Source organism: Pseudomonas sp. AP3_22 TE3818, assembly GCF_053628995.1.
The window spans coordinates 4,718,859-4,736,243 of record NZ_JBRJHL010000001.1 but is presented as its reverse complement, the minus strand read 5'-3'; the positions used below and the strand labels follow the sequence as shown (position 1 = coordinate 4,736,243).

The 17,385-nt window shown below is 60.0% G+C and carries 19 protein-coding genes; 3 read left to right on the top strand and 16 right to left on the bottom strand.

Annotated features, from left to right (window positions below; genetic code table 11):
* Positions 1–215: 215 nt before the first annotated feature.
* The 7 genes from AB7M25_RS21540 to puuE form a co-directional block, all read right to left on the bottom strand.
* A complete protein-coding gene (locus AB7M25_RS21540) occupies positions 216–1,001 on the bottom strand; it encodes an outer membrane protein OmpK (protein WP_429381314.1) in 786 nt (261 codons plus the stop codon).
* Positions 1,002–1,169: 168 nt separating this feature from the next.
* Positions 1,170–2,522, bottom strand: coding sequence for a nucleobase:cation symporter-2 family protein (locus tag AB7M25_RS21535; protein WP_454237980.1), 1,353 nt, complete (start codon positions 2,520–2,522; stop codon positions 1,170–1,172).
* Positions 2,523–2,714: 192 nt separating this feature from the next.
* The gene (locus AB7M25_RS21530) at positions 2,715–4,016 is read right to left on the bottom strand and encodes a urate hydroxylase PuuD (protein ID WP_454237979.1); all 1,302 of its coding nucleotides are present in this window, start codon (positions 4,014–4,016) and stop codon (positions 2,715–2,717) included.
* Between the two features lie 51 nt (positions 4,017–4,067).
* Complete coding sequence (locus AB7M25_RS21525; protein WP_046054009.1) at positions 4,068–4,571, bottom strand: ureidoglycolate lyase; 504 nt, start codon at positions 4,569–4,571, stop codon at positions 4,068–4,070.
* Between the two features lie 115 nt (positions 4,572–4,686).
* Positions 4,687–5,682: an allantoicase gene (gene alc, locus AB7M25_RS21520; protein WP_007974931.1), complete on the bottom strand. Its 996-nt coding sequence runs from the start codon at positions 5,680–5,682 to the stop codon at positions 4,687–4,689.
* Between the two features lie 89 nt (positions 5,683–5,771).
* A complete protein-coding gene (gene uraD, locus AB7M25_RS21515; RefSeq protein ID WP_429381321.1) occupies positions 5,772–6,287 on the bottom strand; it encodes a 2-oxo-4-hydroxy-4-carboxy-5-ureidoimidazoline decarboxylase in 516 nt (171 codons plus the stop codon).
* A complete protein-coding gene (puuE, locus tag AB7M25_RS21510) occupies positions 6,284–7,210 on the bottom strand; it encodes an allantoinase PuuE (RefSeq protein ID WP_007974927.1) in 927 nt (308 codons plus the stop codon). Before puuE ends, uraD begins: the two co-directional genes overlap by 4 nt.
* A gap of 434 nt (positions 7,211–7,644) precedes the next feature.
* Between puuE and uraH the strand changes: the two genes are divergently transcribed.
* On the top strand, positions 7,645–7,998 hold the full coding sequence (gene uraH / locus AB7M25_RS21505; RefSeq protein WP_007974925.1) for a hydroxyisourate hydrolase: 354 nt from the start codon (positions 7,645–7,647) through the stop codon (positions 7,996–7,998).
* A 195-nt stretch (positions 7,999–8,193) separates the two neighbouring features.
* On the opposite strand, the gene AB7M25_RS21500 is transcribed toward uraH, so the two are convergent.
* From AB7M25_RS21500 to AB7M25_RS21490, 3 genes are all read right to left on the bottom strand, one after another.
* On the bottom strand, positions 8,194–8,820 hold the full coding sequence (locus AB7M25_RS21500) for a LysE family translocator (protein ID WP_223542321.1): 627 nt from the start codon (positions 8,818–8,820) through the stop codon (positions 8,194–8,196).
* 72 nt (positions 8,821–8,892) lie between these two features.
* Positions 8,893–10,242, bottom strand: a complete 1,350-nt coding sequence (locus tag AB7M25_RS21495; protein ID WP_258685016.1) for an NCS2 family permease — start codon at positions 10,240–10,242, stop codon at positions 8,893–8,895.
* Between the two features lie 336 nt (positions 10,243–10,578).
* Complete coding sequence (locus AB7M25_RS21490; protein ID WP_429381325.1) at positions 10,579–11,025, bottom strand: MarR family winged helix-turn-helix transcriptional regulator; 447 nt, start codon at positions 11,023–11,025, stop codon at positions 10,579–10,581.
* Positions 11,026–11,107: 82 nt separating this feature from the next.
* Between AB7M25_RS21490 and AB7M25_RS21485 the strand changes: the two genes are divergently transcribed.
* Positions 11,108–12,274, top strand: coding sequence for an aminotransferase-like domain-containing protein (locus AB7M25_RS21485; protein WP_454237978.1), 1,167 nt, complete (start codon positions 11,108–11,110; stop codon positions 12,272–12,274).
* Between the two features lie 166 nt (positions 12,275–12,440).
* Here the strand turns inward: AB7M25_RS21485 and AB7M25_RS21480 are convergent, their stop codons facing one another.
* From AB7M25_RS21480 to AB7M25_RS21460, 5 genes are all read right to left on the bottom strand, one after another.
* The gene (locus tag AB7M25_RS21480) at positions 12,441–12,812 is read right to left on the bottom strand and encodes a glutathione S-transferase N-terminal domain-containing protein (RefSeq protein WP_429381329.1); all 372 of its coding nucleotides are present in this window, start codon (positions 12,810–12,812) and stop codon (positions 12,441–12,443) included.
* Positions 12,813–12,915: 103 nt separating this feature from the next.
* The gene (gene folE / locus AB7M25_RS21475; RefSeq protein ID WP_007988130.1) at positions 12,916–13,461 is read right to left on the bottom strand and encodes a GTP cyclohydrolase I FolE; all 546 of its coding nucleotides are present in this window, start codon (positions 13,459–13,461) and stop codon (positions 12,916–12,918) included.
* A gap of 77 nt (positions 13,462–13,538) precedes the next feature.
* Positions 13,539–14,096: a Smr/MutS family protein gene (locus tag AB7M25_RS21470; protein ID WP_429381332.1), complete on the bottom strand. Its 558-nt coding sequence runs from the start codon at positions 14,094–14,096 to the stop codon at positions 13,539–13,541.
* A 78-nt stretch (positions 14,097–14,174) separates the two neighbouring features.
* A complete protein-coding gene (locus tag AB7M25_RS21465) occupies positions 14,175–14,495 on the bottom strand; it encodes a hypothetical protein (RefSeq protein WP_007974911.1) in 321 nt (106 codons plus the stop codon).
* A gap of 131 nt (positions 14,496–14,626) precedes the next feature.
* The gene (locus tag AB7M25_RS21460) at positions 14,627–15,217 is read right to left on the bottom strand and encodes a cysteine hydrolase family protein (protein WP_007974909.1); all 591 of its coding nucleotides are present in this window, start codon (positions 15,215–15,217) and stop codon (positions 14,627–14,629) included.
* Positions 15,218–15,456: 239 nt separating this feature from the next.
* On the opposite strand from AB7M25_RS21460, the gene prmB reads away from it, so the two are divergent.
* Positions 15,457–16,365 (top strand): 50S ribosomal protein L3 N(5)-glutamine methyltransferase, encoded by a 909-nt coding sequence (prmB, locus tag AB7M25_RS21455; protein ID WP_429381335.1) that lies wholly within the window; start codon positions 15,457–15,459, stop codon positions 16,363–16,365.
* Between the two features lie 126 nt (positions 16,366–16,491).
* Here the strand turns inward: prmB and AB7M25_RS21450 are convergent, their stop codons facing one another.
* Complete coding sequence (locus tag AB7M25_RS21450) at positions 16,492–17,283, bottom strand: hypothetical protein (protein ID WP_429381337.1); 792 nt, start codon at positions 17,281–17,283, stop codon at positions 16,492–16,494.
* Positions 17,284–17,385 lie beyond the last annotated feature (102 nt).

Here is a 17,385-nt window from a genome sequence, read left to right as displayed (position 1 = left end):
TCGACGGCTCAAGAGCAGTCGATTGAGAGGGGTTTTGGGGTGCCTTGGTGCCTGCCAGCGCCGGGATAAGTTGGCCTGCTGGTCAGGTTTTACATCCGGGCTTTTTTTTAAACCGGATTCGGGCGGCCGCGGAGAATACTGACTCCTCGGCCAGGTCTCAAGTGCTCCGCAACGGCGCACCGACGACAGGTTTGGCGCACGGTTGCGGGGCTGCATCAGAAATGCACCTTCACCAGCAGGCTGGTGGTGTTTTCATTGGTGTCGAATTTGCCGCTGTTTTCGATGCCGTACTTGTCTTTCCAGTAGCTGTATTCGGCGCCGACGTACACCTGTTTCTCCCGCCAGCCCAGGGCTTTGCCCAGGTCGTATTTGATCTGCGGGTTGAAGTGCAGGTTGGCGTGATAGGTGCCATGGGCGTTCTGGTCGTTATCCACTACCCAGTCGATGTAGCCGTCGATCAACAGGTTCGAATTGCCCAATGGCAAGGTGTAGGACCAGGCCGGCGTGATCTGCCAGACGTCGTCGCCGGGACGCGAGCCTTCGGTCTGGCGGTAGTAGAAGTTCAGGGTGAAAAAATTGAAGCCCGGTACCGCCAGGTCGAATCCGGGGCCGATCAGGTAGGCCTCGGTGTCGTCTTCGCCGTTCTCGTAGGTCATGGCCAGCAGCACGTCCTTGATCGGGCCGAATTCGAAGCGACGGTCGAGGATCTTGCCCAGGGAGAGGCGCGGGCTGAACTCGCCGTAGTAGGCGTGGACGCCTTTGTTCCTGTCTTTCTCGCCGTTGTAGTAGGTGCTGTCGATGAACATGAAGTTGTCGCCGTACTTCCAGCGGTCGGCGTGCTCGAAGGTGATCGTCTGCTGGATCGACGGGTTGACCGCGAAATCCTTGCCGTACAGATAGCTCAGGCTGTTGGTCTGCCACAGCAGTAAATCGCCGGCCATGGCCTGACTCGCGGCCAGCAGGCCAGCACCCAACAGCAGGTTGGTTTGTGTCCGAATCATCTGTTGCTCCCTCTTGTTTTTATTTTCAAGGCGCAGGAAACCCCTACCCCTGTAGGAGCGAGCTTGCTCGCGATGGTCGTCAACGATTACGCGTGTTATCTGGATAAACGCGGTGTTCTCGGGTTCATCGCGAGCAGGCTCGCTCCTACAGGGGGGGGCGTTTCTGTCTTAGTGGGCGTGGCAGTCGTTGTTGGCCGCGCGTTCGGCGCCACCGAGGATGTTGAACAGCAGGTTCAGCGTCAGCGCGCTGAGGGTGGCCATGGCAATGCCGCTGTGGGTGATCGGACTCATCCACACGGGCAGGTGGGCGAAAAACTCCGGGCGCACCACCGGGATCAGGCCCATGCCGATGCTCACCGCCACCAGCAACTGGTTGCGACGGTCACCGATGTCGGCCTCCTGGAGAATCTTGATGCCGGTGGCGGCGACCATGCCGAACATCGCAATCGCGGCGCCACCCAGGACGGCCGGAGGGATAGAGGCCACCAGGAACGCGGCCTTGGGGAGCAGGCTCAGGACGATCAGCAAACCGCCGGCGACGATGGTCACGGAGCGGCAGCGCACACCGGTCATCTGCACCAGGCCGATGTTCTGGGCAAAGGAGGAGTGGGTGAAGGTGTTGAAAAAACCGGCGAAGAACGAGGCGCCGGCATCGCACAGCAAACCGCGACGCAACATCCGTGGGCAGACTTCCTGGCCGGTGATCTTGCCCAGCGCAAGAAACATCCCGGTGGACTCGACGAAAATGATCACCACCACCAGGCACATCGACAGGATCGGTGCGAGTTCGAATTTCGGCAGGCCGAAGTGCAGCGGGGTGACGAATTGCAGCCATGGCGCCTGAGCCATGCCGCTGAGGTCGACCATGCCGAGCAGGCCGCAGAGCACGTAGCCCAGGCACATGCCGATCAGCACGGAAATATTGACCCAGAAGCCGCGCATGAAGCGGTGGACCAACAGGATGGTGCCCAGCACCAGGGCGGCGATGGTCAGGTAGATCGGCGAGCCGAATTGAGCGGCGCTGGCACCGCCGCCGGCCCAGTTCACGGCCACGGGGAACAGCGACAAACCGATCGAGGTGATGACCGTGCCGGTCACCAGCGGCGGGAAGAAACGTACGACCTTGGACATGAACGGCGCGATGAGCATGCCGAAGAACCCGGCGGCGATGGTCGCGCCGAAGATCCCCTGCAGGCCGATACCGGGCATGCCGGCCATGGCGACCATGCTGCCGACGGCGGCGAAACTGGCCCCCATCATCACCGGCATGCGAATGCCCATGGGACCGATGCCGAGGGACTGGACGATGGTGGCAATACCGGCCACCAGCAGGTCGGCGTTGATCAGGAAGGCGATTTCTTCACGACTCAAGCCAGCGGCCTGTCCGATGATCAGCGGCACCGCGATGGCGCCACCGTACATCAGCAGAACATGTTGCAAACCGACCAGGATCAGTTGCAAGAGGGGCAAACGCTGAATGGCGGGTGCGTCGGGGATGCGCGCTGCGGATAGCTCGGACATGCAACACCTCGGATCTTTTTTATTCTTGTGATTTTGTGCATCGGGCAAACCTGTGGGAGCGGGCTTGCTCGCGAAGAGGCCATAACATTCAACATCGTTGTTGACTGACCCTACGCCTTCGCGGGCAAGCCCGCTCCCACAGGTTCTGTGTTGCCTGTGTGGGAGCGAGCCTGCTCGCGAAGCTTTTAACGATCAGTTGGTCTGGGCTCCCTGCACAATCCAGGCACCGATCAGGTCACGTTCCTGCTGGGTCATCTGCGTGATGTTGCCCAGTGGCATGATCTGGCTGGTGACGGCTTGCGCCTGGATCCGCGGTGCGTTCTGGCGGATCTGCTCGGGGGTGTCGAACATCACACCGGCAGGGGCCGCACTGAACAGCGGGCTGGTGGGCTTGGCCGAGTGGCAAACCGCGCAACGTTCCTGAATCACGCTGTGCACTTTGTCAAAGGCAGGGCCGGCGTTGGACGCTTGCACCGGAGCGGCGGCTGGCGCTTCTGCAGGTTTGGCTTCAGCGGGTTTCAAACCACCGCCCACTGCGGTTTCCGGCAGCGGCTGGTATTCGATCTTCGCCGGTGCCTTGGCCACTTCCGGGCTGTTCAGCGGCGCAGGGCCGGTGACGTAAGCCAGGCTGATCATGCCGACGGCTGCGACTGGAAGCGTCCAGGCAAACTTGTGGCTGTCGTGACGGGTGTTGAAGTAGTGACGCACCAACACCGCCAGTACCGCGATCCCGGCCAGGATCAACCAGTTGTACTGGCTGCCGTAGGTGCTCGGGAAGTGGTTGCTGATCATGATGAACAGCACCGGCAAGGTGAAGTAGTTGTTGTGACGCGAACGCAGCAGGCCTTTGGCCGGCAGGGCCGGATCCGGCGTGCGGTTCTCGGCGATCGCCGCCACCAGTGCGCGCTGTGCCGGCATGATGATGCGGAACACGTTGCCGACCATGATGGTGCCGATGATCGCGCCGACGTGCAGGTACGCACCGCGACCGCTGAACACTTTGCTGAAGCCATAGGCCGCGCCGATGATCAGCACGAACAGGATTCCACCTAGCAGGGCAGGGCGTTTGCCCAGGGCCGAGTCGCACAGGAAGGAGTAGACGAACCAGCCGATGAACAGCGAGCCGATACCGATGGCCACGCCTTCAGGACCGCTCAGGGTGCTGCCCGGAGCCAGCAGGTAGAGCGTCGGGTTGGAGTAGAACACCACGCACAGCAGCGCGATACCCGACATCCAGGTGAAGTAGGCTTCCCATTTGAACCAGTGCAGGTTGTCCGGCATGGTCGGTGGAGCCAGCTTGTATTTTTCCAGGTGGTAGATACCGCCGCCGTGGATCGCCCACAAATCGCCGGCCAGGCCGGTTCTCGGGTTGACCCGGTTGAGGTTGTTTTCCAGCCAGACGAAATAGAACGACGCACCGATCCAGGCCACGCCAGTAATCATGTGAACCCAGCGCACGCTCAGGTTCAGCCATTCCAACAGATGTGCTTCCACAGTCTTTACCTCTCGCCCGTCACTCTTGTTGTCGAGTGATCGGACCTTCTCTTATTGGTGGGGGGCGAGGATCAAACGCTCATCCTCTTTGAAAAAATGCTCATCGCAGTTATTGCCTGTGCCACTGCGATCAACCACCAGGAAGTCATCCCGCTTTTCGATCGTCAGCACCGGGTGGTGCCAGACGCCGCGATGGTAATTAATGCCCTGCCTGCCGTTGGTGACGAAGGCGCGGACCAAGCCTGATACAGGTTCATCGCCAAGTGGCGCGACCACGATCAGAAAGGGGTTGCCGAGCAGCGGAATGAAAGCCTGGCTGCCCAGCGGATGGCGCTCCAGCATGCTGACGGTCAGCGGCATGTCCTGCGCGTCGGCGCGGAAGATGCTGATGATCGCGTTGTCCGCCGGCGTAGCGGTTTCGACCGTCGCCAGTTTATGGAAGCGCATGGTCGAACCGTTGTTGATCATGAAGTGATCGCTGCCGTCGGTTTCGATCACGTCACCGAAAGGGGCGAAGGCTTCTTTGGTCAGCGGTTCAATCGTCAGTGTGCGCATGCTGTTCTTCTTAATCTCAGATGTGTTGGGGTGCTGCTTTTGTAGGAGCCGGCTTGCTGGCGATGGCGTCAGTGAGGGCGCTATCGCCAGCAAGCCGGCTCCTACAGGCTCAGCTTTACTTCGCAACCTTGCCCAGAACACGCAGGCGGCTCACACCACCATCCGGGAACACGTTCAGGCGGATGTGGGTGATCGGGCCCAGTGCCTTGATCTGCTCGGCGAAGGTGTGTTCGGCGTGCATTTCCAGCTTCTGGCTTGGCAGCAGTTCGCGCCAGAACAGCGATTGGGTTTCGATCTGGCTGTCGGTGCCGCCCTTCACGAAGGCGCCCTGGATCGAGCAGCTGTCCGGGTAGTTGCCCTTGAAGTGCAGGGTGTCGACGATGACTTTCTCGACTTCGCCGGCATGACCCAGCGCGACGATGACCCAGTCATTGCCCGGCGTACGGCGACGCGCGGTTTCCCAGCCGTCGCCCATGTTGATGCCACGGCCCGGGTTGAGGATGTTGCTCATGCGGCCGAAGTGTTCATCGGAGCAGGCGAGGGCGCGGCCACCGTTGAGGGCGGCGGCCAGGTCGACTTGCTCGTTGTCGCCGATGGCCGACCAGTCGCGGAACGGCACGCCGTACACACGCAGACGGGCCACGCCGCCATCCGGGTAGATGTTGAAGCGCAGGTGGCTGAAGGCCTGGTCGTTGCTGATTTCGTGGTAGTGGTGGCTGTTGCCTTGCAGCTCGACAGCGGACAGCACTTCAGTCCACTGGGTGTTTTCATCAGGCTCGCCCGACGCCAGGAAGCAGGCTTCCAGGGACGCCGATGGCGGGAAGTTGCCGGTGAAGAATGAAGTGTCGATGTCGACGCCCTTGATCGAACCCGGTACGCCCAGGCGGATCACGGCGCTGTCGAAGCCTTCGAAGCGCTTGCGGCGCGATTCCCAGCCGTCCATCCACTTGCCGTTGTCATCGAACACGCCCTCCTTCCATACGGCCGGGGTCGGTTGGAACAGACGGTTGGCGTCTGCGAACCAGTCATCGGTGACCGAGATGATTTTGGTGCCCAGGCGGGCGTCGGCCAGGTTGACGAACTTCTCGAAAGGTACGGCGTAAGCTTTCATTCTTCTTGTCTGCCTTTAATAAGTTGGCTTGGGATGCTTGCAAGGCCCTGGGCGTTTTCGGCGTTCATGAAATCGCTGGGCCAGGCTTGCTATAGGGTCAGTAATCGGAACAGGGCGATCTTGTTGATCTCCGCCAACGCGCATTTGAACTCGGTGTCGACCGGGTTGTGGATGCGCGTTTCGAACGCTGCGAGGATCTGATGCCGGTTGCTGCCTTTTACCGCCATGATGAAGGGAAACTTGAACTTGGCTTTGTAGGCGTCGTTCAGCTCGGTGAAGCGCTGGAACTCTTCGGCCGTGCATTGGTGAATACCGGCGCCAGCCTGTTCATGGGTGCTGGCTTCGGTCAACTGGCCCTGGACGGCGGCTTTGCCGGCCAGGTCCGGGTGAGCGTTGATCAGAGCCAACTGGCTTTCGTGATCGGCGCTCAACAGGATGTCGCTCATGCGCTGGTGCAGGGTTTCGATCTCGTCGATCGAAGCGTCCTGGCCCAGGTCGAAGGCCTTTTCGGCCACCCATGGCGAATGTTCGTAGATATCGGCGAAGACGCTGACGAACGCGTCGCGGCTCAAGGTCGATGGTTTGATCGATTGAAAGGTGCTCATTTGGCAGCCCCTTGGTACGGGTGGGTTTCCTGCCAGTGACGCGCGATGTCGACGCGACGGCTGAACCACACCTGTTCATGACTTTTAGCGTATTCGATAAAGCGCTTGAGCGAAGCCAGACGCGCCGGACGGCCGATCAGGCGGCAGTGCAGGCCGATCGACAGCATCTTCGGTGCTTCGGCGCCTTCGGCGTAGAGCACGTCGAACGCATCCTTGAGGTATTCGAAGAAGTCGTCGCCCTTGTTGAAACCCTGGACCTGGGTGAAGCGCATGTCGTTGGTGTCCAGGGTGTACGGAATCACCAGGTGCGGCTTGCCCGTCGGGTTGTTCGGCTCCCAGTAGGGCAGGTCGTCGTCGTAGGTGTCGCAGTCGTAGAGGAAACCGCCTTCTTCCATCACCAGGCGACGGGTGTTCGGACCCGTGCGGCCGGTGTACCAGCCCAGCGGGCGTTCGCCGGTGATTTCGGTGAGGATGCGGATCGCTTCGAGCATGTGCTCGCGTTCCTGGGTTTCGTCCATGTACTGGTAGTCGATCCAGCGGTAGCCGTGGCTGCAGATCTCGTGGCCGGCATCGACCATGGCGCGGATCACGTCCGGGTGACGCTGGGCGGCCATGGCCACGGCGAAGATGGTCAGTGGAATGTCGAATTCCTTGAACAGCTTCAGGATCCGCCATACGCCGGCACGGCTGCCATACTCGTAAAGGGATTCCATGCTCATGTTGCGCGCGCCTTGCAGCGGCTGGGCAGACACCATTTCCGAGAGGAAGGCTTCGGACTCTTTGTCGCCGTGCAGGATGTTGCGCTCGCCGCCTTCTTCGTAATTGAGTACGAACGACAGGGCAATGCGGGCATTGCCCGGCCAGTGTGGATGAGGAGGGTTACTGCCGTAACCGACCAGGTCGCGTGGGTAGTCAGCGCTCACTGCAGGCTTCCTTCTTGTTCGATGATGACGGTTGGTGTGACGCAGCTGAAGAATGGTTGGCAGGCTGGCGTCACAGCGATGGGCTGATTGTATACAACTTTATATTCACTTTGTAAGCCTGAATTTTCGCATTTTTAACCGACTGTCATCTTTTACTGCTATTGGCGTGAGCCTGCAAGAAATCTGCCTGACTGGTCAGTAATTTGATGAAGGGTTCATAGAGTGTGCAGTTCGGCGGGAAATCGGCGGTAAATGTGCAAGTGGTGGGTATAACGCGAAAAATGTCGTTTTTATTGTGTACAATTTTTTTGAAAAGTGTCTTAATCAATCGCTCGCCGCAGCTTTTCGTGCTCCGAATCGGTGCGGTCTCCTTTTCAACTGACTTCGGGAGGCGCGAAGTCTGACTGCTCCACGCAGGCAGGCGCGCAGAATCAATGGGACGTTTGACTACACACGTTTTGGACGCAGCACACGGTTGCCCGGGCAGCTCGATCAAGGTCGAGTTGTACCGCGTTGAAGGATCGCACCTGGAATTGGTCGCCAGCGCGATAACCAACAGCGATGGCCGTGTCGATGCACCGCTGCTGCAAGGCGATGACTACCGCACCGGGGTCTATCAGGTTCAGTTTCATGCCGGCGATTACTACCGCGCCCGCGGCGTCAAGCTGCCGGAGCCGGCCTTCCTGGATGTCGTGGTGCTGCGTTTCGGCATCTCTGCAGAGCAGGATCACTACCACGTGCCGTTGTTGATTTCGCCTTACAGCTACTCCACCTATCGCGGCAGCTGATCCCCCAAGCAGCTGCTGCACCCTGGAAGCGACTGCGCATATAGCTTCTTTGGTTTTTCGCCCGCTCACACTGCGGGCTTTTTTTCGTCCTTGGAAAAGGTGGTGTCTGATCTGGCGCTATCGCCGGCAAGCCGGCTCCTACAGAGGTTGAGTGGTGCCCAAGACCTTGTAGGAGCTGGCTTGCCAGCGATGCTTTTAGCGGCTCAGCAGGGACGCTGCCCCCGCTCCGCTGAACAACCCCGCACTGATCCGGTTAAACCAGCTCTGGCCCTTGCCGCTGCGCAGATAACGTGCCGCGCCATGGGCGCCGAGGCCATAAGCCAACTTGCAGGCCAGATCCAGCAACGTCCAAGTGACAATCATCACCAGCAACTGCGGCAGGAACGGCTGTTCGGCACTCAAGAACTGCGGCAGGAAAGCGGCGAAGAACAGAATGTCTTTCGGGTTGCTCGCGCCCAACATGAACGCACGCCCGAACAGTGCACGAAAGCGCGGCACCGGCGCGGCCTGCGGCACTTCAGCACCGTGGGAAGGCTGGCGCGATTGCTGCCAGCTCTGCCAGGCGAGATAGAACAGGTACAACGCACCGAGGATTTTCAGGGCACTGAACAGCTGTTCCGAAGCCAGCAACAACGCACCCAGGCCCAGCGCCGAAGCACTCAGCAGGCAGATCGAAGCCGATACGCCGCCCAAAAAGGCCGGATAAGAGCGGCGCAGGCCGTAATTCAGACTGTTGCTGATCATCAGCAACGACAGCGGCCCCGGGATCAGGATCACTATCAGCGCGGCGCCGCTGAACAGCAGCCAGGTTTCCAGACTCATCACTTTCCTCCATTTGCACAAAAGCCTCACCCGACGGGGTGAGGCTGTTTTGAAGCGGGTCCCGCGTAAGGTTTACAGGAAGATGAACTTGGCGATGAAGATCGCGCAGAGCACCCACAGACTGACGGAGATTTCCTTGTACTTGCCGGTGCCGGCCTTCAACGCCACGTAGGTGATGAAGCCCAGCGCGATGCCATCAGCGACCGAGAAGGTCAGTGGCATCATGATTGCGGTGACGATCGCCGGGATGCTGTCGGTCGCTTCATCCCATTCGATGTGGGCCATGCCGCCCATCATCAGCATTGCCACATAAATCAGTGCACCAGCGGTGGCATAGGCGGGAATCATGCCGGCCAGTGGTGCGAAAAACATTGCCGCTATAAATAGCACACCCACGGTGACTGCGGTAAGACCAGTCCGACCACCCGCAGCGACACCTGCAGCACTTTCTACATAGCTGGTCACTGGCGGAACACCCACCACTGCACCGAATACGCTGGAAGCACTGTCGGCTTTCATGGCGCGGGAGAGGTTTTCGATGCGGCCATCGGCGCCCACCAGGTTGGCGCGCTGGGCAACCCCCATCAAGGTACCGGCGGTGTCGAACATGTGTACGAAGAGGAACGCCAGGACCACGCTGATCATGCTGATGTTGAACACGCCGGCGACGTTCATGGCCATCCAGGTCGGAGCCAGGCTTGGCGGGGCCGACATGATGCCCTCGTAGTGCACCAGGCCCAGACCCCAGCCAGCGAGGGTCACGGTGATGATGCTGATGAGGATCGCGCCGAACACCTTGTGATAGCTGAGGATGGCGATCATCAGGAAGCACACGGCGGCGAGCAATGGGCCGGGTTCGCGCAGGGAGCCGAGCTTGATCAGCGTGGCCGGGCTATCGACGACGATACCCGCGGTTTTCAGGCCGATCAGCCCCAGGAACAGACCCACGCCGGCGCCCATGGCGAAGCGCAGGCTGACCGGGATGCTGTTGAGCAGCCATTCGCGGATCCGCGAGAAAGTCAGGATCATGAACAACACACCGGAAACGAACACCGCGCCGAGGGCGGTTTCCCAGTTGTAGCCCATGGTGCCGACCACGGTGTAGGTGAAGAAGGCGTTGAGCCCCATGCCTGGCGCCAGGCCGACCGGCCAGTTGGCGTACAGGCCCATCAACAGGCAACCGAGTGCTGCGGCGATACAGGTAGCGACGAAAGCCGCGCCATGATCGATCCCGGCGTCGGCCATGATGTTGGGGTTGACGAAAATGATGTAAGCCATCGTGATGAAGGTTGTCAGACCGGCAATCAGCTCGGTCTTCACCGTGGTGCCGTGCAAGCTGAGTTTGAACAGACGTTCCAGCAAGCCATTGCGTAATGGCGGCGAGAGATCCAGCGTCGATGCTTCGGATTTGCGGCTTTCCACAGCGAATACTCCTCAAGAGTTTTATTGTTATTTCCAGGGCCGGACCCATGAGGGTGGCAGCGGCCCTTTGAGGCACTTGCGAATTTGTTGACCGCTTGGTCAGGAACTCGCACGAAGTGGATTATGCTTTTGTATACAAAGAATGCAAATAATGTTTTTGATTTTGTCGACGAAAAGTTTGGCAATAGGGATATATCGCCTGTACCGGCCCCTTCGCGAGCAAGCCCGCTCCCACAGGAAACCCGGTCAGGCACAAGGTTTGTGGACACCATCCATCACTGTGGGAGCGGGCTTGCCCGCGAAGAGGCCGGATCAGCCAGCATCAAAATCAGCAACTCAGTCGGTATGCGCCTGACTTTTCCCCAACGCCAGATTCACCGCCAGCCACCCATTCACCGCCGTCTCCCCAGCCTCGGCAAACACGCGCTCCAGCAATTTCACCTGCTCACGCCTCAACGCCTGCTCAAACCGCGCGCCTTCCGCAGTCAACTCCAGCAAACGCTTACGCTTGTCCGTCTCGGACGCGACGCTGTCGACCAGATGCATCTCCAACAATTGCCGCAAGGGCATGTTCAGCGCTTGCTTGCTCACGCCAAGCAAGGTCAGCAACTCCTTGACGCTCAGGTTCGGATAGCGGGCGATGAAAAACACGATGCGTTGATGCACCCGGCTCAGGCCGCGGCGCTCGAGCATTTCATCGGCCTTGGCGGTGAAAGCCTGGTAGCCGAAGAAAAACGCTTCCATGGCTTGCTGTTGGGAAAGTGGGTTTTTAAGGTCAAGCATATTGACGTATCCGTTCGAGGAAGCGTAATTTCGGTCAACAAGTTTGACTCATTTTCCTCATGTCTCGCTACCGGTGATCCCCATGGCTTTTTCCGAACGTGTCTCACGCCTTAAAAGTTCTTTGATCCGTGAAATCCTTGCCGCCGCTCAGCGCCCGCAGGTGATGTCGTTTGCCGGAGGTCTGCCGGCGGAAGCCATGTTGCCGAAGGTCGACTGGGCCGAGATGCCGCTTTCCATGGGCCAGTACGGCATGAGTGAAGGCGAACCGGCACTGCGTGAAGCGTTGGCCGCCGAGGCGCGAGCGTTGGGTGTGGCATGTGAGGCAAGTCAGGTACTGGTGGTCAGTGGTTCACAGCAAACCCTGGATCTGGCCGCCAAGCTCTACATCGACAAGGGCACCGAAATCCTGCTCGAAGCGCCGACTTATCTGGCGGCATTACAGATTTTCCAGCTGTTCGGCGCCGATTGCCTGACCGTGCCGCTGGAGGCTGACGGGCCGAACCTTACGGAGCTGCGTGCTCGCCTGGAGCAACACCGCCCGGCCTTCATCTACCTGATCCCGACCTTCCAGAATCCTTCGGCGGTGCGTTACAGCGAAGCCAAACGCGACGCGGTGGCAGCGCTGCTCGACGAGTTCGGCGTCACCCTGATCGAAGACGAGCCTTATCGCGAGCTGACCTTCGACGGCGGCAGCGCCACGCCGATTGCCGGTCGTTTGAAAAAAACCAGCTGGATCTACACCGGGACCGTGTCGAAAACCCTGTTGCCAGGTTTGCGCGTCGGCTATCTGATCGCCAGCCCGGACCTGTTTCCCCATCTGTTGAAACTCAAGCAGTCGGCGGATTTGCACACCAACCGGGTAGGCCAGTGGCAGGCGCTGCAATGGATCGGAACCGAGAAGTATCAGCAGCATCGCAGTGAACTACGCGATTTTTACCGGGTGCGCCGGGATGCGTTCCAGCTGGCACTGCAAACCCACTTCTCTGATCTGGCGGACTGGAACGAGCCACAGGGCGGGCTGTTTTTCTGGTTGAAACTCAAGCAGCCGCTGGACACTCGAACCTTGCTCAATGCGGCGTTGGCCAACGATGTGGCGTTCATGCCGGGTGAGCCGTTCTTCCCCGATCCGGACAAGCATCACGGGTATTTGCGGTTGAACTTCAGCCACATTGACCCGGCGCGGCTGGAGGAGGGGCTCAAGCGGCTGGCGGCGGTGGTGCGACAGGCGCAGGCGGCGCAAGCGGCCTGAAAACAAATAAACCGGCGCAAGGGCCGGTTTATTTTTGTCTGAGTCATGTGTCGTTTTAGCGGGCCTCATCGCTGGCAAGCCAGCTCCCACAGGGTTTGTGAGCGCCACTGATCACTGTAGGAGCTGGCTTGCCAGCGATGGGGCCATCAGCAACACCACAAGCAAATCAGGCTGCCGCAAATCGCTTGTCCAGATAATCAATGATCACCTTGGACTCATACATCCAGGTGGTCTGGCCATTTTCTTCGATACGCAGGCACGGCACCTTGATCTTGCCGCCTTGCTCGAGCAAGGTCTGGCGGTCCTGTTCGTTGTTCTTCGCATCGCGCAGGGCCACCGGCACGTTCAGGCGGCGCAGGGTGCGGCGAGTCTTCACGCAGAACGGGCAGGCGTGGAATTGATACAGCGTCAGGCCCTTGGCGGCCGTTTCGACCTGGGCCTGAGCCGCGGCGGGGCGCTTTTTCTTGCCCGGACGCGTGATGAAGTCGATGAAGATGATCAGTTGGCCAAGGCCGACACGAAGCGCTTTTACGAACACGTTGAAAGCCTCACGGTGCAAATGAAGAAGGGCGCGCAGCTTACCTGATTTTTCTCGGACGAAAAAAACCGGCGATGAATGCCGGTTTTCTTCGTGCCGCGAATTACTTGATGAGGCTGAGGAATTCGCTGCGGGTGGCGGCGTTCTCGCGGAATTCACCGAGCATCACCGAAGTGATCATCGTCGAATTCTGCTTCTCCACACCGCGCATCATCATGCACATGTGCTTGGCCTCGATCACCACTGCAACGCCCAGGGCGCCGGTGACTTGCTGGACCGCATCGGCGATCTGGCGGCTGAGGTTTTCCTGGATCTGCAGGCGGCGGGCGTACATGTCGACGATCCGCGCCACCTTCGACAGGCCCAGGACCTTGCCGCTCGGGATGTAGGCAACGTGCGCCTTGCCGATGAACGGCAGCAGGTGGTGTTCGCACAGCGAGTACAACTCGATGTCCTTGACCAGCACCATTTCGCTGTTGTCGGAGCTGAACAGGGCACCGTTGGTGACCTCTTCCAGTGTCTGTTCATAGCCGCGGCAGAGGTACTGCATGGCTTTGGCGGCACGTTTTGGCGTGTCGAGCAGGCCTTCGCGGGAAACGTCCTCGCCGAGCTGGCCGAGGATCGCCGTGTAATTCTGTTCCAGGGACATGAAACTACCTGTGGGATTTTACGCAAAGGGCAAGGGTACGGTGACGGACACGACGCTGCAAGCGTGGCGCATCAGCTTTACTCGTCGCGGCCTTCCATCATGGTGCGTTTGAGTATCACATAGACCGCCCCGGCACCGCCGTGTTTCGCCTGGCACGAGGTGAAGCCGAGCACTTGCGGATGCTGGCGCAGCCAGGTGTTGACGTGGCTTTTGATCATCGGCCGCTTGCCGTCCAGGCGTACCGCCTTGCCATGGGTGACGCGCACGCAGCGGATTTCGAATCTGGTTGCTTCGGCGAGGAACGCCCAGAGGGTTTCCCGGGCCTTTTCCACGCTCATGCCGTGCAGGTCGAGGCTGCCTTCGAATGGAATCTGGCCGATCTTGAGCTTGCGCATCTGGCTTTCCTGCACGCCGTCACGCGCCCACATCAGCTCGTCTTCAGGGCCGACGTCGATGACGAATTGATCGGACAGACCGTCAACGGTGGTGGATTCGGTGCGCACGGTGGCCGCTTGACGCAGTTTGGCAATCTGCGCACGGTCAGCCTTGGGTTTGCCGGTTTCGGCGCGATCGTGCTTGATCGGCTTGACGCCTTGGATCGCGCTTTTGAACAGGGAAAAATCGTCGTCTTGCATGTCAGCCTCCGCGAAGGGCGGCCAGTTTACCCAACTCGAAGCGAATCGGGCGCGACAAAAACGCGCGCAGCGCTTGGCTCAGTCGTGTTTTTTCATCAGGTGCGGAGACATGGCCAGTTCCCGCGACTGCCGCGAGCGACGGCGGCAACGGCGCCACAGCCAGACACCGAGGTACAGCACGAACAGACCGATGGCCAGGATCACGGCAGCACCGGTGCGGCTGGTGTTCAATTCACCCAGGGCGGGTGCGTGGCCGAGCAGGCCGGCGGCACCGGCCATGGCGAGCAACACGCCGCACATCGCCAGCAATGCCGCGAACGTCGCGCCGATTCGAAAACGCCAGTTGCGTTGGCCTTTGGGCCGCAAGCGGCGAGCGTCAAAACCATCGGATAACTTCATTCCGACCTTCCTCAATGGGTATCGGCCCTTCGACCGGGAGTTGACCGGGATGTTCCTGAGGCTAAGACAATTACGGCAAATGAGAGGTTTTTGCGGATGAGCGGCGTTCCAGGCCGCTCATTGAGCGTCGATCAGATCAGTTCACAGGTCAGCGCGAGGGTGGCGAAGTTGTCGCCCATGATCGCCATTTCGGTCTGATGAACGTGCGCGGCGCTCAGGACGCCACCCTTGTAGGGCAGGTCGCGTGTGGCGCAGGCGTCTTCGATAAGCGTGCAGCGGAAACCCAGGTTCTTCGCGGCGCGCACCGTGGTGCTGACGCTCGAGTGACTCATGAAGCCGCAGACGATCAGGTCGAGGGCGCCGAGGTCCTCCAGGCGTTTGGCCAGTTCGGTACCGTGGAACGCGCTCGGCAGCAACTTGCCGATGATGGTTTCGTCGCTTTGTGGCTCAAGACCTGGAATGAATTCACCACCGACGCCTTGCGGGTTGAACATGCCACCGAGCGTGCCGAGGTGGCGGACATGCACGATCGGCCGGCCGGCGGCGCGGGCCGCGGCGAGTAACTGCTTGATGTTCGCGACGGCCTCATCCATGCCGCTGAGGGCCAGCGGCCCGCTCAAATACTCTTTCTGGGCATCGATGATGATAAGGGTCGCATGACTCAGTTTGGCTGCCGGATAACCGCGGCCGCTGAGTTGAAACATCGTTTTTGGAACGGACATTCTGGGGCTCCTTGGTGTGGGGCTTTTGCGCCATTGTCCTCTGGCTGAGCGGTTCTGTGAATCGCTACGATCGTAGGTGCCGTGGTTGCTGGTCTGTAGCCTTGTCAATAGTCACGTTTTGTTCAATAGCCTGGCGAAAAAACGGATAACTCCTACATTCGAGTCGGTCGTTTTCCCGCGTCGTCGTGGCGCCGTTTGACTGGTAGAATCGCCCGTCGATTTTTCTGGAGTTTGCCGTCGTGATCACTTCCCGCCTTCGCACCCTGCGTGACCATATCCGTTGGGCCGTCAGCCGCTTCCATGGGGAGGATCTGTTTTTCGGCCATGGCACCGACAACGCCTGGGACGAAGCCCGTCAACTGGTGCTGGGGGCGCTGCACCTGCCGTGGGAAATCGCCGACAGCTACCTCGACTGTAATCTGGAAGAAGACGAAGTGGTCCACTTGCAGTTGCTGCTCAAGCGCCGCATCGAAGAGCGGGTGCCAACCGCTTATCTGCTGGGCGAGGCCTGGTTCTGTGGCATGTCGTTCATCGTCGATGAGCGCGTGTTGATCCCGCGTTCGCCGATTGGCGAGTTGATCGAAAACCGTTTTACCCCGTGGCTGGCCAACGAGCCGGCACGGATTCTCGACCTGTGCACCGGCTCCGGCTGCATCGGCATCGCCTGCGCCTACGAGTTCCAGAACGCCGAAGTGGTGCTGGCCGACCTGTCGTTCGAAGCGCTGGAAGTGGCCAATCAGAACATCGAGCGCCACGGTGTCGATGAGCGCGTGTACACGGTGCAGGGCGACGGTTTCGAGGGCTTGCCGGGACAACGTTTCGACCTGATCGTGTCGAACCCGCCCTACGTCGATGCGGAAGATTTTGCCGACATGCCGGACGAATACCAGCACGAACCGGAACTGGGCCTGGCGTGCGGCGATGACGGTTTAAACCTGGTGCGTCGCATGCTTGCCGAAGCGGCGGATCATCTGACCGAGAAAGGTTTGCTGATTGTCGAAGTGGGCAACAGCCAGGTGCACGTCGAGGCGTTGTACCCGGAAGTCGACTTCGCCTGGCTGGAGTTCGAGCGCGGTGGTCACGGTGTGTTCATGCTGAGCGCGCAGCAGTGCCAGGAGCATCAGGCGTTGTTCGCTTCCCGCGTCTGATTGGTTGAAACCCATCGCTGGCAAGCCAGCTCCCACAGGCTCAGTGTGTGCCGCATCATTTGAGTACGGCGCAAATCCTGTGGGAGCGTGGCTTGCCCGCGATAGCCGCGCCGCGGTCTCAAGCCTTCAGCGGTGCGTAGCAATCCAGATCAGCAACCCCGCCTGAAACACCGCAAACGCCACCAGGCACGTAATGGTGAAGCGCAGCCCTGCGTCTTCGCGTTTGTATTTGCTGACCTTCTCTTCGTGTTTCTTGAGTTTGACTTCCTGCTCGGCCAGGTTCTGCTCGGCTTGCTGGAGCATCTGTGCCGCCTCGAGAATCTCCACGACCTGCAGTTTTTCGCTGTTCCAGTCCCCCGCGAGGTCGCCGACCTTGACTGCTTTGACGCTGCCTTTCAAATGCTGGGCATCGGCATACACCACGTCGAAACCGTGCATGCGCAAAAAATGATCGCGGCGCTGGCGGGTATCTTCGTTGAGCGCTTCCTTGTTGTTCAGGTCAAAGCCGTCGACGGTGTAGGTGGGCCAGCGCTGCTTCGCCCAGTTGATGCCCTGAGCGATCATGAACCGGCCGATGCCGCGGTTCAGCGGTTCGACCTGCAAACCGCTTTCCGGTCCGAAATGCACGCGCTTTTCAGCGTGATCGACCCACACATCCAGATGATTCTGTTCCTTGCGCACGCGCTGGGCGGGCAGGGTGATGCTCATGCGCATCAGGCTGCGCGCCTTGTCGTTGCGCTCGGCATAGCCGAACTCGACAAAGCGCAATGGTCGCCCGCCTGTATTGCGGTCAGTCTGCAGCGGCGCCAGACGGAGCATCTTGTGGTGCTCGACGTGGACGTCCGCCCAGGGCAGCTCGACCGCTGGCGGTGCTTCTGTTTCAGCGGGGGTGTCGGGTGAAGTCTGGGTGTCAGTCATAACGGCGAGATCCTGTCCAAGCTCAGCTTGTCGCCAACCAATGTGTTGGCGACAAAGGCTTATCGGCCGTTTTTCCCAGGACTGGAGGGTTAGGGGCGTTCT

Bases quoted from the DNA above. Each gene is read 5' to 3' on its own strand.
- AB7M25_RS21540 (WP_429381314.1), bottom strand. From the start codon at position 1,001: ATGATTCGGACACAAACCAACCTGCTGTTGGGTGCTGGCCTGCTGGCC.
- AB7M25_RS21535 (WP_454237980.1), bottom strand. From the start codon at position 2,522: ATGTCCGAGCTATCCGCAGCGCGCATCCCCGACGCACCCGCCATTCAG.
- AB7M25_RS21525 (WP_046054009.1), bottom strand. From the start codon at position 4,571: ATGCGCACACTGACGATTGAACCGCTGACCAAAGAAGCCTTCGCCCCT.
- alc (WP_007974931.1), bottom strand. From the start codon at position 5,682: ATGAAAGCTTACGCCGTACCTTTCGAGAAGTTCGTCAACCTGGCCGAC.
- uraD (WP_429381321.1), bottom strand. From the start codon at position 6,287: ATGAGCACCTTTCAATCGATCAAACCATCGACCTTGAGCCGCGACGCG.
- uraH (WP_007974925.1), top strand. From the start codon at position 7,645: ATGGGACGTTTGACTACACACGTTTTGGACGCAGCACACGGTTGCCCG.
- AB7M25_RS21500 (WP_223542321.1), bottom strand. From the start codon at position 8,820: ATGAGTCTGGAAACCTGGCTGCTGTTCAGCGGCGCCGCGCTGATAGTG.
- AB7M25_RS21490 (WP_429381325.1), bottom strand. From the start codon at position 11,025: ATGCTTGACCTTAAAAACCCACTTTCCCAACAGCAAGCCATGGAAGCG.
- AB7M25_RS21485 (WP_454237978.1), top strand. From the start codon at position 11,108: ATGGCTTTTTCCGAACGTGTCTCACGCCTTAAAAGTTCTTTGATCCGT.
- folE (WP_007988130.1), bottom strand. From the start codon at position 13,461: ATGTCCCTGGAACAGAATTACACGGCGATCCTCGGCCAGCTCGGCGAG.
- AB7M25_RS21470 (WP_429381332.1), bottom strand. From the start codon at position 14,096: ATGCAAGACGACGATTTTTCCCTGTTCAAAAGCGCGATCCAAGGCGTC.
- AB7M25_RS21465 (WP_007974911.1), bottom strand. From the start codon at position 14,495: ATGAAGTTATCCGATGGTTTTGACGCTCGCCGCTTGCGGCCCAAAGGC.
- AB7M25_RS21460 (WP_007974909.1), bottom strand. From the start codon at position 15,217: ATGTCCGTTCCAAAAACGATGTTTCAACTCAGCGGCCGCGGTTATCCG.
- AB7M25_RS21450 (WP_429381337.1), bottom strand. From the start codon at position 17,283: ATGACTGACACCCAGACTTCACCCGACACCCCCGCTGAAACAGAAGCA.